Raw genomic sequence first — 17,224 nt, forward strand, 5'->3', positions numbered from 1 at the left:
ATTTTATAATCTCACCGTTAGTTCAGTTATATGTATCACAGAGTACAACGCTGCTACGATCCTAATTGGGATGTTCTTATAGAGAATATCACGGGGACTGAACTTAATTATCCGTCCATCCTTTTCGTTGCTCATGTTGGACAATGACATGTCTTCATATTCGTTCCTTGGAAAGAAACGATCTACAAGTATTTTGGCATTTCCAAGGGCATCCCTTGGAGTGAAGATATCTTTATTTGGTTCTACCAAGCGATATTGTGATTGGAAGACCTCTGCACATGGTATTTTCTTATCAAAGACCTCTTCATTAGCCTTGATGAAAGAATCTATTTTATCTCCGTCTTCGAATTGATATAACATGGTGAGCACATTTTCTTTTGATGGTCTTGCCACCTTCATATTACTTTTACCTGTTCCATGATGTATACTTGCAGACCATACTATAGAATCATCTGTGTACCTAGGTCGACTGTTATCCAACTCTACCCTAAAGTTCTTATATTTCATGTTGGGAACGATCTCAGTGAAATTAGCTTTTTCATGTTTATTCTGTGGTATCTTACGGGAATCCCAGCCGGTCAGGTCGAACTCTAATTTATTCTTATCCGAGTTGGGGTCAAAGTCTTGTTTGACTTCGATCATTTCTTTTTTTAGTATCTCTTCCGCAAATGCATACGCAAGCTTGGGACAGACCGCATTGCCAACAAGTTTGTACTTTATACCTTCGCTCTTCCCTTGGAATAGATATGTTATGGGAAACGACATGAGGGTTGCAATCTCTCTTATGGTTGGAGCACGGTAGCTACCTGGATTATTTCCCTCAAATATCATCGCTTCTCTTGATGAAGTAGTTCTCATCGCCATAACCGTTCTGCTGGGTACGGATGTTTCTTCTGGGAAAGCCATCCTCCCATAATATCTTGCTTGTTGTTTTCTATCTCGAGCTTGTAACCAGTCGTACTCATGGATAGAAGTATCATAAAAATGATCGGTCAGTTCTTCAGTATCGATTGAAAAACCAAAATTTGGATCGGTTATGTCATAGTCGAATGCATTGATTACTTCACTCAATGAAATCCATTTATCTTTGTGTGTAGGATCGGGTCGGGGGTAATCGCCGATAACAAGCCTTTTTCTTCTTTGCGGAATTCCATAATCTGCAGCATTATATATGTTCTCGTCAGAAATATCGATCTTTAATGCAATATCGGTCTCCCTTTTCTGGATGCCGAGGGATAGAAGTATTTCATTTGTTAGTTCTAACTCTCTGAACGTATATTCCTCTTGGAGTTGTTTCATGGTGTTTGGGACATTCTCTAGCAACCAATATTTGAGAATTGAACCAGGCTTATGTTTTTTTATTGAAATAATCTGAAGATATTTTTTAATAAGTCTGATCCCATGCGTTTTATCTGCTTTTCCTGCACGATTTGATGAAGAAAAAGAGACACACGGAGGAGACCCAACGATCACATCTACATCCGGGATAACATCATCAATATCAGTTGTTTCTATTTTGAGTATATCTCCATCTTTATCTTTATAGCAATCAAGACCGAAGTGTGCACAGTTCGGATGGTTCAATTTGTGTGTTTCTCTTGCCGGGTTCCAGATGTCGAGAGCAAAAACTATTTCGAACCCCGCTTGTCTAAATCCTTCCGAGGAACCTCCTGCTCCACAGAAAAAATCGGCAACTGTAAATCTTTTTACCATGTATCCCTCATGCAGATCGATCAAAATAATGTATTAAAATCTTTTAGATCGTATATAAGCATTGCGTTAACTTGTTAAGATGGGAAAATCCACAAATATCCTCTTTTTACAACTCGATAGTTTAACACCATTCTTGTTTTAAATATTTTATAACTGAGTAAGAACATTGCTCCATAATAGAACCGATTCTCGTTAAATCATAACCCATTCAATCACATAGCCATGAGTGCAATAGAGTGAAATTATAATCGCGATTTTCCGGAAAGCAAGAATCGACATCGTCTGCAACACCTAGTTCGCCAAATGTTCCAGCAACACTTCCAAATTTAGATTGAAAATTTAACTGCGGAAAGTCAGATGAAAAAATCATCAATTGTAGAATTTGAACTGGCAGCTTTGCTTAATGCATGAAATCGTCACGTGGGACGAAGCATAGTATGGGAGAAGGGGGATTGTGATCATACATGGGGAATGAAGAGGGATAGACAATTTTTCTATATGAAATGACTAAAAATATTAGGCAGAAAATCTGCCCACGTTAAAGTAGGAATCATCAAGTAATTCTCTTTAACGTGCTCACAATTGATCAGCTAGTGGTTTCATATTAAGGTATAATTTTGGCGTCTCGCGGTTTTTATATTTTTCAACTAAAATAAAAGTATTTCTTTTATAGAAACCAATTGAACATGACTTCGAGTCGACAGTGAGGTATCTACAACCTGCTGTTTTTGAAACATCGAGCGCCAAACCGATAGCTGTTGTGAGGAGGTGTCTTCCGATACCTTTACATGCATAATCCATATCTACTGCTAGCCTTGCAAGCTTTAATGCTGGATACTTAGCATACTCGAATTCATCGACACCATCCCCATCACCCACGGCCACTACCTCAAGTGTGTCGGTTGTCAATGTAAAATAGCCTACTAAATAATCCTCATGATAACAAACAAAGGTTGCACTGACCATCTGTTCTTGATCGTCCAATGCATCTTCAATTAAAAAACCGTTTAGCTCAGCATTTTCGGAATCAAATGCTGATAAGTCATCGTTTTTAGTCAATTTTGAAACGAGGAGATCGCTGGTGTCTATATCTACCACTTAAAATCTAACCTTTTTAGACAAGTCTTTTGCTTTTTTGAACATTTCAACCTGTTCAGGGGTTACTTTCGGGTGTTTTTCATTTTCCCAAAAGGCTTTTGCGTCAACTCCTTCCAAAACCAGCCCCAGTTCTATTGGTTTTGCCATACTTTTCACCTTTTTTTAGATTATACTTTGTGAATACATTTGTACCCAGCATGTACTCACTGTGTATCGCCATATAAAAAACTGACGTTATCCTATTAGAGTCTATTGTTAAAAGTATAGGATTGCTAAAATAAATGTAATAGTCCCGCCCGGATTCGAACCGGGGTCTCAAGCTCCAAAGGCTTGAAAGATTGACCGCTACTCAACGGGACTTCACACCTTGCATATGCATAATGATACTTATTTGTTATGCAAAAAATGTTTATTTTTGAATGATAAGGGTCAGAAGATCACCATCTTCAAGATAATGGTCAAGGCCGGCACGCTGGCCGGGGTGTTTAGCTGAGGCACCCCATACCTGAGAATACCTGAACTTATCCCTGAAATCGCGGTGCAGACGTTCACAGATATCACCAACGGTAACACCGTCCGTCACTATAAGAGGCTCATCCATGTCTGCAAGGCCGCCTTGCGGTTTTAGATATACTCTGATGAAATCCAGGGAATCGTATATGAGGTCCTTCACAGCCTCGAGGTTCTTCTCCTCGTTAGCGGAAATGAACGTTGCGTCAGGGAATAAGTATTCCATCTTATTGAGGATATCCTCATTGGCAAGATCTACCTTGTTCACGACAATGATTGAAGGAACGTATACCCTGTTACCCATGATAACATCGATAAGCTCGTCCACATTGATGTTATCCCTTATCAGAACATGGGCATTATGTATCTTATATTCACCAAGTACTGCCTTGATAAGATCATCAGTGAGCTCCAGCTCCATCGTAGTACTTATAGTGACCCCGCCACGGTCCTTCCTCTTGATAACTACATCAGGAGGGGTTGTGTTCAACCTTATCCCGGCATCATAAAGCTCCTGTATAAGCACTTTATAATGCTCGGGCTGGAAAACATCCAGCAGGAACAGTACCAGATTGGAATTACGCACAACAGCTATGACCTCTCTCCCGCGGCCACGACCACTTGCCGCACCCCTTACCAGACCAGGTACATCAAGCACCTGAATGGTCGCATCCTTATAATCCAGCACACCGGGAATGACATCAAGAGTGGTAAACTCATAGTCACCTACCTCGGAATTGGCGCCTGTGATCTTGTTCAGTAACGTGGACTTACCCACAGAAGGGAAACCCACAAGAGCAACAGTAGCATCACCAGACTTCTTCACAGAATACCCATCACCGCCGGATTTGGTAGAAGCCTTCTTTACAACCTCTTCCCTCAAACGTGCGAGTTTAGCTTTCAATCTACCAATATGATGTGAAGTAGCTTTATTGTAAGACGTTTTACGTATCTCGTCCTCGACTGCCTGAATATCTTCCTGTATTCCCATCTGTTCCCTACCACAACTTCAATATAAAAAAGAGTTTCCTTAGAAGAGCCTCATTTGAACGCATCATCGAAAAAACTTACCACAACTTCCATTCCTTTTTTGACCATAGGAACATCCGCCGGGATCTCAATAAAACCATCCGCATACGCAAGGGTCGTAATTGCTGCTGAAGACCTGCTGGTCGAGAACACCACACCATTTTCCAGCCTGACCGCCAGCAGCTCATGCCGGGTGCCTGATATAACATCCTCACCAAGAACCGCAGTCAGAGTCTGCTTTTTAGCCATCGGAGCATCCAGACTCCTTCTGATAAGAGGCAATATGAACTCATAGAAGACCGTAAGTGAAGATGTAGGGTGTCCGGGCAATGCAACGATCGGGATTTTATTGATCATCCCCAGGATTACCGGTTTTCCCGGCTTGAAATTAAGACCGTGAGCAAGAACATTTCCTTGCTCTTCAATAATATCATACATGAAATCATCGGGTCCTGCTGACGTACTGCCAGAGGTCAGAACAATATCACATTCCCCAATCGCCTTTTTCACTACACCACTTACCGTATCCTGATCATCCTTAATAAGACCATAAGCAATCGTATCAACGCCTAATTTTGTTGCTGCCGCATAAAGTGAATAAGAATTAGTGTCATAGACCATTCCAGGTTGAAGACTTGTTCCGGGCATAGTAAGTTCATTGCCTGTGGAAATAATTCCCACCTTCATAGTATTGACAGCAACCTCACGCATGCCGATCGCTGCAAGAACACCAACCTCCCGGGCACCTATGGTCAAGCCCCTGGAAAGCAAGCAAGTATTCTTTGATATGTCGGAACCTGCTAATATCAAAAATTTTCCTGCCTTTACAGATGTTTTCACAAGGACAGTATCACCATTAAGTTCGGTATCCTCGACCATCACAACCGCATCCGCACCATCCGGGATCGGACCGCCTGTTGCAACCTCGACAGCCTCCATCTTACCGACACTGTACTGCGGAGGCCTACCCACCGGAGAAAAACCTACCAACTTTAAACTGACCGGCGCATCACCTGCAGAAGCAACATCTTCCGACCGCACAGCATAACCATCCCTGAGAGACTTATCAAACCCAGGCACATCGATGGTCGATACAACATCCTCTGCAAGGACCCGACCGGTCGACCTCTCGATAGGAATAAACACTATGTGTGTCCTAACCTTTACCCCTTTGAAAAGGGTTCTCGCATCTTCAATCGAAAGAAGATCCCGCAATATTTTTCGTGACATTGTAAGTTCTATTTTAAAAGAAAGGGAAGTGAGAATGATCCTTTAAGATCACTCAAAGATAGGTGTACCGATGGTGCCAGTAACTTCCTCGAACGCAGCAACTGCAGCTTTTGTGATAGGACCGACTGAACCATCACCGATCTTGCGACCGTCAAGCAATGTGATAGGTGCCGCCTCTGCTGCTGTACCTGTAACGAAGATCTCGTCTGCAGTGTACATATCGAAGAGACCGAGGTTCTGAACAACTACCTCATATCCGCGCTCTTCAAGAAGTTCGATTGCAGTTGCCCTTGTGATACCTTTCAGATTGTTGATGGTCGGAGGGGTGTAGATCTTGCCGTTCTTGATAACAAAGATGTTGTCACCGGAACCTTCGGAAACGAAACCGTTCTGGTCAAGGAAGATAGCCTCATCCCCACCCTTTGCATTTGCTTCGATCTTGGCAAGGATGTTGTTCAAATAGTTCAATGATTTGATGTTAGGGGACAGTGCATCAGGGGCATTACGCCTGATACCGACTGTGATAGCTTTAAGTCCGACTTCATAGAGGTCGCCATACATTGCACCCCATTCCTGTGAAATGATGTAGATGCTTGGAATTGGGCACTTGCGTGGGTCAAGACCAAGGTCACCAATACCACGTGTAACTATAGGGCGGATGTACGCATCAGTGAGATTGTTCTTCCTCAATGTCTCAAGGATGGCCTCTGTCATCTCAGCCTTTGTGAGGGGAACTTCAAGAGCAATTGCCTTTGCTGAATCATAGAGCCTGTCAACGTGCTCATCGAGCTTGAAGACACGCCCGTTGTATGCCCTGATACCTTCAAAAACACCGTCTCCATAAAGGAAACCGTGGTCATAAATGGAAACTGTTGCTTTGCCCTTAGGGACAAACTCGCCGTTGTAGTAGATCAGTAATTCGCTCATAATGGATCCTCATTGAGTATACCGGAAAAGGTATAGTTTGTAAATATTGTACCCAACATGTTATCGCTAATATATATCAATATTTGTAGCACCAAACGAGATCAGAGTTTTGATTCGTTAAACTCCTTGAATATTATAACATACTCTCTCAAACTCATCAGGAACAAAACGAGTATGAATGGGACCAATGTCAGAAAATTTGTAGGTCTTGGAAAAACATAAGTAAAAATAACCAGAACCAAAGCAATGAGGACAGTCTGGATCAGGGAATATCCCACAGCAGCTTTTTTCGGGCCGTTGTTTAATGCATAAGCTGCCCAGTATTTAATATTGGTAACATACCTGAGTGAGAATTTAGAATTAATTTCAACACCTTCCATTGCTTTTAAAAATGACCGTTTTCTTATGCCAAATATCTTACCGGATGAAAAGATAGCCAGCAAAAATATAATTACAAATGCAAACCCACCAATTAACGGCCGATCAAAAAGAATAAGAGCCGTTGCTAAAGCCATAAGTATCCCAAAAACAGATGGAAGGTAACTTTTCTTATGCCTTATCGAATGCACAAGATTGTAAAGGCTGATAGCTGCAAAGAAAATAATACCAATAATCAAAATTGCTTCATCCATATAATAACTTCCTGTTTCATACCTATATTCAAACAGATAGAAGTCATTAAAACAAATAAATGTTGCGAGTCAATATTTTTTACCAGTGTGTGCAAAGCAAATATAATCGCCCCCCTTACAAAAGGCTTGATGCATAAACCGCCAGGTCACATATCTCCATCCAGAATAGCAATTTAGGGGCTGTTGCTTAGCCGGCAAATCAGTTTGCATGCAATTAAGAAGACCATCAGATCAACTCTGAAATAACAACAGGTTCTTGTTTGCTCAATGGTTCCAGACGGGGTATAACATAAAGAGAGTTCGTGATCTGGTTGTTGATAACCTCCACATCAATGTTATATGCGGTCTTTATGTTGGATGGGGTCAGAACTTCCTCGGGAATACCACTGGATATTAAGTCTCCATCCCGGATAAGGCAGATCTTGTCACAATAATATGCTGCAAGGTTCAGGTCATGGATAACCGCTATGACAAGCATTCCTTTTCTGGAAGCCTCTTTTACGAGATTAAGTATGTCTATCTGATTGGTGATGTCCAGGTGGGAGGTTGGTTCATCCAGGATCAGTATCTTTGGATCCTGAGCAAGCGCACGGGCAATGATCACTTTTTGCAATTCTCCACCACTTAATTGTGTAACGAATCTATCCTTTAGATGAAGTATTTTTGTCTTTTTCATCGCATCCTGAACAATTTCCATATCCTCATGCGTCTCAGCACCTTTGATGTATGGGGTTCGACCCATCAAGACAACGTCTTCTACGGTAAACTCGAAGTTAATGGATATTACCTGCGAGACCATGGCTATGTTCTTTGCGATCTCGACACTGCCCATCGTATCAAGACTTCTTCCATCGATAGTTATGCTTCCGGAATTTGGTTTTATGATATTGTTGATAGTCTTTACCAGTGTAGTCTTTCCTGAGCCGTTCGGGCCAATGATCCCTACAAATGTTCCTTTTTCTGCACGAAGGTCCACCTGATTGAGTATCTGCCGGCTCCCATATCTTACAATTACACCATTTACTTCAAGCATAGAGGCTTTTCCTCCTTTTTCTTAGAAGATATACAAAGAAAGGAGCACCAAAAAGAGCGGTAACTATGCCTACTGGAAGATCCACCCCTTGCAGGGACCCGACCCTTTCGAGTATTACCTGGAACAACATAATGTCGCTTGACTCCAATACCGCCTGCACCATGGAGGGAAATGTCCTTGCAAACGTATCAGAGATAACCAAAAAGATCGCACCCATTAATGTAGAGGCAGGCAGGAGACCTCTATGGTCCGGCCCTATGAGGTTGCGCATTATGTGAGGAATGATGAGACCTACAAATCCTATGATCCCACTAACGGATACTGCAGCAGCTGTAATCAATGCAGATATCACCAGTATTTGCTTTTTCACACTTTCAATATTTACACCCAGGGATTGTGCCTGCTCTTCTCCCAGCAACATCACATTCAGGATCCAGGAGTGCCGATATGAAAATAATATACCTGTAAATACTACGAGCATTGTGATCTTTACCTTATCCCAGCTCGCATTCCAGAATCCCCCCATCATCCAGTAAATTATCTGATGAAGCGACTCCGAAAAGAAGAGGAAAAAAGATGTAAGTGCCGATAAGAAAAAACTGATAGCTATACCTGCAAGAAGAAGGGTATCGACAGGAACCTTCCCGCCAACCTTAGATATGTTATACACGACGAAGATAGTAATTGTGGCAAAGATAAAAGATATGAGCTGTACCGGTAACAGTAGTGTAAAACCAATAGCTGCACCAAGGGCTGCACCAGAGGACATTCCTATGATGTAAGGATCTGCCAGTGGGTTCTTCAGAAGACCCTGCATGGAACAACCTGCTGTGGCAAGTGCAGCTCCCACGAGTGCAGCGAGAAGCACACGCGGGAGGCGAATTCCCATAATGATCATTTCCTGACCGTCGGTCCATGTACGATCAGGAGAGATGCTGTTGAACAATGCTGAACCATCAAAAGGGATGCCTAGCAGGGATAAGGTCCATAATATTGTCCCCTGAACCCATTCAAGCAGGCCCATATAAATGATCTTAGCGGTCAGTACCGGTGAAATATTGGTAGTCCCAATTGCAGTGTTGCTGACAACTACGATCAGCAGGATCACTGCCAGTGCAATAATTAAGCTTCTTACGGAACCACTATACTTTGGCATGTTATCCATTCCCCCGATTAATGCTTTAGGATCGTCTGATTCCCATATATCCAAGGACCATCATGCTGATGGCAAGCAATACTCCGAACCCAGGTGTCTTTGCAGTTGCATTTCCACCATCCTGCGCATAACTCCCCTCATCAGGACCTTGGGCTGCATCTACTTGCAGCTGGCTTACGTCATTCAAACTAGTGTAATCCTTCTGCTCCCAGTCATCTCCCATATATAAGTGGAGTACTTCCAGGCCCTCGACTATTCTCGGACCGGACAGTTCGATGACGTTCGGATCCTTTATAGAGTATACTCTGTCGTTCTTAATAGCAGATACTGTTTGAAGAGCATCGTTGTTCCTTGTGTTGTTCGCGATCTGGTAGGACAATCCTCCCATTCCTGAACAGATTATTATCTGCGGGTCAGCACTGACGACGCTTTCAAGGTTGATGGTAGGCCACCCGTTTGCTTCAATTATGTTCTGTCCTCCGGCCATGGTGATCAGATCATTTGGGTATGTATATTTTCCGGCTGAATAGATAGGATCGTCCCATACTATGTACAATACTCTTGGCCTCTCTTCATCAGTTATTCCTTTGGTACTGTCCGTGATGTTACTGATAGTTTGTCTCATCCCATCTACTATTTCCTGTGCATTGTCCTCATTGTTCGTGATCGTCCCTACAAGGAGTATGCTTTCTATGATCTCGTCCATTGTTTTTGGATTGATCATTAAAGTCTGTATGTTGAGCTCTTCAAGGCGTTTGATAGTATCTTCCCCATTAGCTTCATCGAGCAGGATGAGATCTGGCTCAAGACCTGCGACCGTTTCATAGTTGATCGTGGTGTACCTGCCAACCTTTGTCAGGTTCTCAGCTTCCGGCGGATAGTTGTCATCCTCGGTCCCGCCAACTACCTTGTCACCAGCACCCACAGTGAAAACGATCTCTGTGATGCTTGGCATAAGGCATACGATCCTTTCAGGTTCATTTTTGATCGTCACGCTGGCGCCGGAAGAATCTGTGATAGTTATCGGATATTCCACCGTATTGCCTGCAGCTGCCTGCACGTTCGACATCAGCAATAAGATTGAGATAAACAGGATAATAGGAGTTATCTTTGACATATTCCATCCCTCATGATCATTCATGATGCCAAGTAATGAAATATACCCATAAAAGGTTTATGGGATGTGCTTACGATTGTAATCGTTATAGGTAATATGATTTTAAATTAATCCCATACATCTTCTTTTAGCATCATATATTTCCACAAAAGAATCTCAATACTTTCCCTGGTTCTTCACCCATATAATACCCCAATATTCAGATCACACCTATTTTTAATGGTATCCATACAGCTAACATGTATAATCCAAATAAAGAAGATTATATGCAATTAAATCATACCGCAAGTTCACTAATTTATACAACAGTCTATATAGCTGACATTTTTTTTATAAAAAAAGCGAGATGTGGTGAACATGATGAATAAAAGAATATGGATAATATGTATGATCGCACTTGCAAGTGCAGTTTTTTTGGCACCATCAATGGCAGGAGCAGAAGCTACAGTCATTTGGGATGGAGAGGTTGAGTTACCATCAGGTACATTTGATTTTGTACCTACCAACAACCACTCCGCGAGTTATTCGACATATAACTTTACGGATCTCGGTGCACTCATGCTTGTGAACGAGAGCCAAGGGATCAGTTACAACATATCAGATGCATATTTTTCATCATTTGGTTCGTTCTCCATTAATGCTCTCAATGGAACGAACAATGAACCATGGGGAACAGGTAATTCCAGTTCATGGTACCTTTATATCAATGATGTGTACGCCAGCAGAGGACTGGGAGGGAACCCAGTGAGTAATGGAGATAAGATCAGTTTCTGGTACGCCCCAACGAACACTACTACATATATGAATGATATTGCAAACGCTACTTGGGTCATGAACGTCACCTTAAAAGCTCCAATGGTTGACTGGGAGGGAGAGATAGAACTTCCATCAGGAACTGCGAACTTCACACCTACTAATAACCATTCTGCAAGTTACGAAATCAATAACTTTACAGATCTCGGTGCATTTATGTTTGTGAATGAGAGCCAGGGGATCGGTTACAACATATCAGATACGTATTTTTCATCATTTGGTTCGTTCTCCATGAATGCATTCAATGGAACGATCAATGAACCATACGTTGGAGGTATATCCAGAGGATGGTCCCTCTTTATCAATGGCGTACCAGCTCCCATGGGACTGGGAGGAAACTCAGTGAGTAACGGGGATAAGATCACGTTCTGGTACTGTCCAACGGATGCCACGTCATATGTACCCCTGACCGGAGAAGCGACCAGAGTCATGAACATCACCTTGAAAGCTCCAGTGGTTTATTGGGAGGGAGAGATAGAACTTCCATCAGGAACTGCGAACTTCACACCTACTAATAACCATTCTGCAAGTTACGAAATCAATAACTTTACAGATCTCGGTGCATTCATGTTTGTGAATGAGAGCCAGGGGATCAGTTACAACATATCAGATACGTATTTTTCATCATTTGGGTCGTTCTCCATGAATGCATTCAATGGAACAAGCAATGAACCATACGTTGGAGGTATATCCAGAGGATGGTCCCTTTTTATCAATGGCGTACCAGCTCCCATGGGACTGGGAGGAAACTCAGTGAGTAACGGGGATAAGATCACGTTCTGGTACTGTCCAACGGATGCCACGTCATATGCACCCCTGACCGGAGAAGCGACCAGGGTCATGAACATATCTGTAGCAATTGAAACTGTCAGTAGTGGAAGTAGTGGAAGTAGTGGTGGTGGAACAGGTCATGCTACTATTGCGAAACTTGTCGATGAAGAAGAACCGGTTACTACCGAAGAACCGCAGGCTGTAGAGGACACTCCAGCAGTTGAGGAAGAGACAACATCGGAACCACAAAAATTCGAGCCGGTTACTGAATCAAATGTTGAGACTGAAAAAGCTCAAAATGATACACCCGGATTTGAAGGAATATTTGCAGTTTCCGGACTATTGCTCTCAGCAATGTTCATCATGAAAAGAAGTTTGTGAATCCGGAGAATTTGATGAACGGAATTGTCGGGAAAATCATCTCCCGACGCACTTTTTAAAAATATTAAGCATATTGAAAAATGTTAAGAGGTAATTGAATGGAAGAAATGAATAAAAAGAGAATTGCTCTTCTTTCGGGCGTAATACTGATAATTTTAATCCTGCCATCGATGGCATGTGCATCATCCAACTGGTACCAGTTCCAGATGGATGAAGCCAATTCAGGAGTTACAGGTGATGAATCACCAATTTCAGATCCATGGGATGATAATTCTATGTCATGGGAAAAACAGTTGTCAGACGGTATAGACTGTACTCCAATTGTTATCGATGACCTTGTTTACGTGGCAACCGGCGATAACACAGTATTTGCAATTCATAAAAAAACAGGTGAAATTGAATGGGAGAGCTCATCTAGTGGCAGCGGATTCCTTGTATCAAATTTAGCATATGGAAATGATATGATATTTGTACCTACAATGAACGGATACATATATGCTTTCGATGCTGACAACGGAAATGAGAAATGGAACGCAAAAGTATCTGATGCTCAATTGAATACACCTGTTAAATACGACAATAACAAGATATTCTTTGGAGATTGTTCTGTCGGTGGTGCCAGTGAAACTTCTAGTGCAGGTACTTACTATTGCTATGATGACGAGGGCAAAGAGGTTTGGAACCGTACATCTAACAGCGGTACTGGATACTACTGGGCAGGTGCGGCCGTAAAAGGAAAGTATCTGATCTATGGGGATGATGGTTCAAACCTTACATCTGTCAACAAGAATACGGGAGATACCGTTGATGAGATCGATGCATCCTCAGTATACGGTATAGATGTAGGGAACATCAGATCCTCTATAATGTACGATGACAACAAAATATACTTCACTTCTAAAAGCGGATATTGCTATGCTCTTGGATTTGAATCAAGTACCGGTCTTTTCGATACAACGGACAAACACAAAGCAAACATAGGAATAAGTACATCCACGCCGGTAATCTACAAAGAAAGGATATATGTTGGCCACAGCAACGGTTTTTCCTGTCTGAAAGCATCCGATCTGACAAGTATATGGGATTTTTCAACAGATGGTGCAGTACAATCATCCCCAGCCATATCTAGCCACGATGATGCTGGAAATGGTGACGTGTACATATATTTCACTACGAACACTGCCGAAGGCAAGGTCTATTGTATAAAAGACGATGGTGAAAATAATGATCCTGAGTTGAAGTGGTCATACGGAAATCCGGATAAAACCGCATATTCCCTTGCTGGAGTGTCAATATCTGATGGATGGGTATACTACGGAACCGACTCAAATTACCTGTTCGGGCTAACAAATAAAGAGAAAACAGTTGAAGATACGGATAGTAGCAGTTCCGGATCATCCAGTGGATCATCTGGTGGAGCTACCGGAGAGGCACCAGAAAACATCGTGTTGGAAGACAACCTTCAAACGATAATAACTGTTGGGAACAGGGCTAATTATGAGTTCAACAACCCGAGTAATTGCATCATGTCAATATCATTTGACCCAAAAATGAATGCAGGATACAAAGCTGCAAAGATCGAGATATTAAAATCCACGTCCTCTTATGCAACACCAATATCAGGAGAAGTTTTCCAGAATATGAATATCTGGGTTGGTAAGGTCGGGTTTGCAACACCTGAGAACATGGAGAACATAAATGTTGAATTTAAAGTCCTGAGATCTTGGATCAATGAGAACAATATCGACAGGTCTTCGATCAAATTAAACAGGTACCACGATGAGAAATGGAATTCTCTGAACACGGTCGAAATTACAGAAAGAGAAGATCAAGATAGCTTATATTTTAGTGCAGAAACCCCGGGATTCTCACCATTTGTGATAACCGGTGAAAAGGTCCAGATCGTTAAAACTGCAATTGAGAATGACGTGGCTGAGCAGGAGAGCCTGGAAGAGGCCGATTCCGCAGAGCAAGCTGATACACCTAAAGAGAACCCTGGATTTGAAGGTATCTTTATGGTGATCGGATTATTGCTATCGGTATTTTGCATAAAGAAAAAAGGACAATGATAGAACCCTTAAAACACATCAGATGGCCACCTGCCATCTGCTTTTTATTTTTATTAAAGGACCCACATTTCTCAGAATTGTTTTTATCTAAATTGGAGTGAAGATCAGACTTCAGCTTGGACTCGAACATAGTAACTGGGAGCGCAGACCTTTCAAAAGTAGTATAGGAAGGATGAATATCAAATGTATAAAATAAAAATATCTAGATCGTTCATGATCTTATTAAGTCTCATTTTATTAACTTCAATGGCTAGCATTGCTAGCGCATCTGATTGGCCCCAGTTCCAGTCAGATTGGAAAAATAACGCATTGGAACCCGGACCTGCAGTGAAAACTGAACCGGAAATGCTCTGGCACGAACACACTTCTGCTAATGGAGACAATGGGATCAATGTTCCACCTGTAATTGCAGGGGACCTTGTGTACACCCACACAACGAATGGTTCCGTCTGGGCATTCAACAAGCATAATGGGGCACTGATATGGAGAAGCAAAACTTCAGGGGGAAGTGCACTTCAATCATCTACACCAGCTTATGGGGATGGAAAGCTCTTTGTTGCCAGCAACAGCGGTGACCTTTTTGCATTCGATGCTTCCAGCGGGGAAGAACTGTGGAGTGAGCATGTTACAGACAGTAATTTTGAGTGCCCTATAACCTACTTCGATCACAGACTATACATCGGAGATGGCCTAAGGGGTGGCATAGATACAAAATATTACTATTGTTACGATGACACAGGGCAATTGCTCTGGAAATATGCTAATGGGAACTCAGCGGGGTTCCTCTGGAATGGTGCATCTGTCATAGGGGATTTCCTTGTATATTCCACACACGAAGGCAAATTGTTAAGCCTCGATAAAGAAACCGGGGAGCTTACAGATGAGATAGACCTCGGTTCCGAAGACATTAGGTTTTCAAAAGAGGATCCGGGAATGTTCCGCTCATCTGTTACATATCACGATGGCTACATATATACAACCTCAGAAAGAGGACAGGCTTTAGGTTATGTATGGAAAATAGGGTTCGAGAATGGGTATTTCATCGATGAAGGATGGTGTACCCAGAACGGATTCAGCACATCAACCCCTGCGGTCCATGATGGAAAAGTCTACGTAGGACAGGGGGAACATGGATACACAGGCCACCTCACCTGCCTGGATGATTCGAACGGGGATGTCTTATGGTCCTATTTCGTTGATGCCGGCGTGAAATCCTCTCCGGTCCTCGCCGTGGAGAACGAAATAACTTATATTTACTTTACAGGTGCAGAGAGTGATGGTTCCCTTTACTGCCTGGAAGAAGATGGAACTCTTGCATGGGAATATGACCCCACGGATGACGTTGGATACATCTTACAAGGCGCAGCAATTTCCGATGGGAAGATATACTTCGGGACCGATGGCGGATACCTCTACTGCATTCAGGAAATGATCCCTGAAGGTTGGGAACAGTTTCACAAAGATACCAGAAATACCGGATTTTCCCCATCAAATACCCCGGATACGAACAATATGTTGTGGGCCAGCGAAGATATTGGAGCTGTAAAAGGATCATCAACCGTGATCGCCAACAATAAAGTGTACGTGAACTGCGGAGACTATGTCAGGTCTCTTGACCAGTATACAGGTGAATTCCTGTCAAATCACAGCAATGGAAGCACTAAATACAAATCTATCGCATCTCCTGCATACCATGATGGAAATGTGTGGTGTGGATTACCTGATTCAGTCAACAGTGCCACAACGGTGGCAGACGGGAAACTCTTCGAGGGTGAGTGGGATGGTAACTATTACTGCTTCGATGAAGTTACCGGAGAAGAAATATGGAATTTTAGTACAGAAGGAAATGCACAAGCAACCCCTGCGTATGATAATGAAAGGGTATATTTTACAACCTGGATCTACGGCCAGACCTACGGTGGAAATGTCTACTGCGTTGATGCGAATACTGGCGAACTTCTCTGGGACCAGAACGAAATTATCAACAACTGCTGTAGCTCTCCAACTATCTATGGTGATATTGTTTATGTGACCACCTACAATTTCTATGGTGAAGGCGAGATCTACGCACTGAACAAGAACAATGGTTCCATTTTATGGAAAGAAGATATCCATTCAACAGATTCTACCCCGGCAGTTGCCTATGGTAACGTCTATGTTGCTGGCGGATGTTATGGTTACAGTGATCTGCAAACATATTGTTTTGATGCAATAACCGGAGAACTTAAGTGGAACACAACTCCAGAAGATGGAATTGGAGGCTGGCTTTGCTCAGTTGCAATTGCAGACGAGAAGATATTCGTAGGTACTGCTTTTGAGACAGAGGATGATTATACCGGACTGAATGGAACATGTGCCCTGGATGCATTTACCGGGGAACTAATATGGAACTCACCATTCGGAGGATCGTCACCTGCTGTTGCAGATGAGATGGTATTTACTATTGCAGATGGGAAGGTCTATGCTTTTGGCGAGGGATCAAACATCGATGAAAAAGCTAACTTGAAGTTACCCGGATTTGGATCATTATTTGCAATAGTTACATTTTCCATCTCGGCCATTTACATTGCAAGAAGAAAAGAAAGGAGGAGGATATTTAAGGTCGGTGGGTAAACCAAATTTACCCACCATTAAGGACGACAGTACCATCCCTATTTCATGTCATTTGAATTGCCATATATGGAAAAAGTATAATGATATATGAATCACTAAATGTTTTTTTCAAGAACAAAAAATCGTATTATT

At 42.4% G+C, this 17,224-nt stretch carries 13 protein-coding genes and 1 tRNA gene; 3 read left to right on the plus strand and 11 right to left on the minus strand.

What is annotated here, in order from left to right; all coding sequences use genetic code 11:
- Nucleotides 1-3: 3 nt before the first annotated feature.
- From MBUR_RS07935 to MBUR_RS07980, 11 genes are all read right to left on the minus strand, one after another.
- Nucleotides 4-1,713, minus strand: a complete 1,710-nt coding sequence (locus tag MBUR_RS07935; RefSeq protein ID WP_011499589.1) for a DNA cytosine methyltransferase — start codon at nucleotides 1,711-1,713, stop codon at nucleotides 4-6.
- Nucleotides 1,714-2,289: 576 nt separating this feature from the next.
- Nucleotides 2,290-2,811: a GNAT family N-acetyltransferase gene (locus tag MBUR_RS07940; protein WP_011499590.1), complete on the minus strand. Its 522-nt coding sequence runs from the start codon at nucleotides 2,809-2,811 to the stop codon at nucleotides 2,290-2,292.
- Nucleotides 2,812-2,958: a hypothetical protein gene (locus MBUR_RS13860; RefSeq protein ID WP_157196682.1), complete on the minus strand. Its 147-nt coding sequence runs from the start codon at nucleotides 2,956-2,958 to the stop codon at nucleotides 2,812-2,814.
- A gap of 140 nt (nucleotides 2,959-3,098) precedes the next feature.
- Nucleotides 3,099-3,171 (minus strand) — tRNA-Gln (locus MBUR_RS07945).
- A 49-nt stretch (nucleotides 3,172-3,220) separates the two neighbouring features.
- Nucleotides 3,221-4,312 carry an OBG GTPase family GTP-binding protein gene (locus MBUR_RS07950; RefSeq protein ID WP_011499591.1) on the minus strand — a complete coding sequence of 364 codons (1,092 nt, stop codon included), beginning with the start codon at nucleotides 4,310-4,312 and terminating at the stop codon, nucleotides 3,221-3,223.
- Between the two features lie 50 nt (nucleotides 4,313-4,362).
- Nucleotides 4,363-5,580: a molybdopterin molybdotransferase MoeA gene (glp, locus tag MBUR_RS07955; RefSeq protein WP_011499592.1), complete on the minus strand. Its 1,218-nt coding sequence runs from the start codon at nucleotides 5,578-5,580 to the stop codon at nucleotides 4,363-4,365.
- A 48-nt stretch (nucleotides 5,581-5,628) separates the two neighbouring features.
- Complete coding sequence (gene ilvE, locus MBUR_RS07960) at nucleotides 5,629-6,507, minus strand: branched-chain-amino-acid transaminase (RefSeq protein WP_011499593.1); 879 nt, start codon at nucleotides 6,505-6,507, stop codon at nucleotides 5,629-5,631.
- 101 nt (nucleotides 6,508-6,608) lie between these two features.
- Nucleotides 6,609-7,139 carry a hypothetical protein gene (locus MBUR_RS07965; protein ID WP_011499594.1) on the minus strand — a complete coding sequence of 177 codons (531 nt, stop codon included), beginning with the start codon at nucleotides 7,137-7,139 and terminating at the stop codon, nucleotides 6,609-6,611.
- A gap of 226 nt (nucleotides 7,140-7,365) precedes the next feature.
- The gene (locus MBUR_RS07970) at nucleotides 7,366-8,172 is read right to left on the minus strand and encodes a heme ABC transporter ATP-binding protein (RefSeq protein WP_011499595.1); all 807 of its coding nucleotides are present in this window, start codon (nucleotides 8,170-8,172) and stop codon (nucleotides 7,366-7,368) included.
- Nucleotides 8,165-9,337 carry a FecCD family ABC transporter permease gene (locus tag MBUR_RS07975; RefSeq protein ID WP_232221884.1) on the minus strand — a complete coding sequence of 391 codons (1,173 nt, stop codon included), beginning with the start codon at nucleotides 9,335-9,337 and terminating at the stop codon, nucleotides 8,165-8,167. Before MBUR_RS07975 ends, MBUR_RS07970 begins: the two co-directional genes overlap by 8 nt.
- Nucleotides 9,338-9,353: 16 nt before the next feature.
- The gene (locus MBUR_RS07980) at nucleotides 9,354-10,469 is read right to left on the minus strand and encodes an ABC transporter substrate-binding protein (RefSeq protein WP_083754959.1); all 1,116 of its coding nucleotides are present in this window, start codon (nucleotides 10,467-10,469) and stop codon (nucleotides 9,354-9,356) included.
- Nucleotides 10,470-10,802: 333 nt separating this feature from the next.
- Between MBUR_RS07980 and MBUR_RS07985 the strand changes: the two genes are divergently transcribed.
- From MBUR_RS07985 to MBUR_RS13030, 3 genes are all read left to right on the plus strand, one after another.
- Entirely contained in the window at nucleotides 10,803-12,410 is a 1,608-nt protein-coding gene (locus tag MBUR_RS07985) for a DUF4430 domain-containing protein (protein WP_048063319.1), read from the plus strand.
- Between the two features lie 98 nt (nucleotides 12,411-12,508).
- Nucleotides 12,509-14,479, plus strand: a complete 1,971-nt coding sequence (locus tag MBUR_RS13025) for a PGF-pre-PGF domain-containing protein (RefSeq protein ID WP_011499599.1) — start codon at nucleotides 12,509-12,511, stop codon at nucleotides 14,477-14,479.
- A gap of 246 nt (nucleotides 14,480-14,725) precedes the next feature.
- Nucleotides 14,726-17,092, plus strand: coding sequence for a PQQ-binding-like beta-propeller repeat protein (locus tag MBUR_RS13030; RefSeq protein WP_198003718.1), 2,367 nt, complete (start codon nucleotides 14,726-14,728; stop codon nucleotides 17,090-17,092).
- Nucleotides 17,093-17,224 lie beyond the last annotated feature (132 nt).

The sequence above is a fragment of the Methanococcoides burtonii DSM 6242 genome (assembly GCF_000013725.1).
Classification (GTDB): domain Archaea; phylum Halobacteriota; class Methanosarcinia; order Methanosarcinales; family Methanosarcinaceae; genus Methanococcoides; species Methanococcoides burtonii.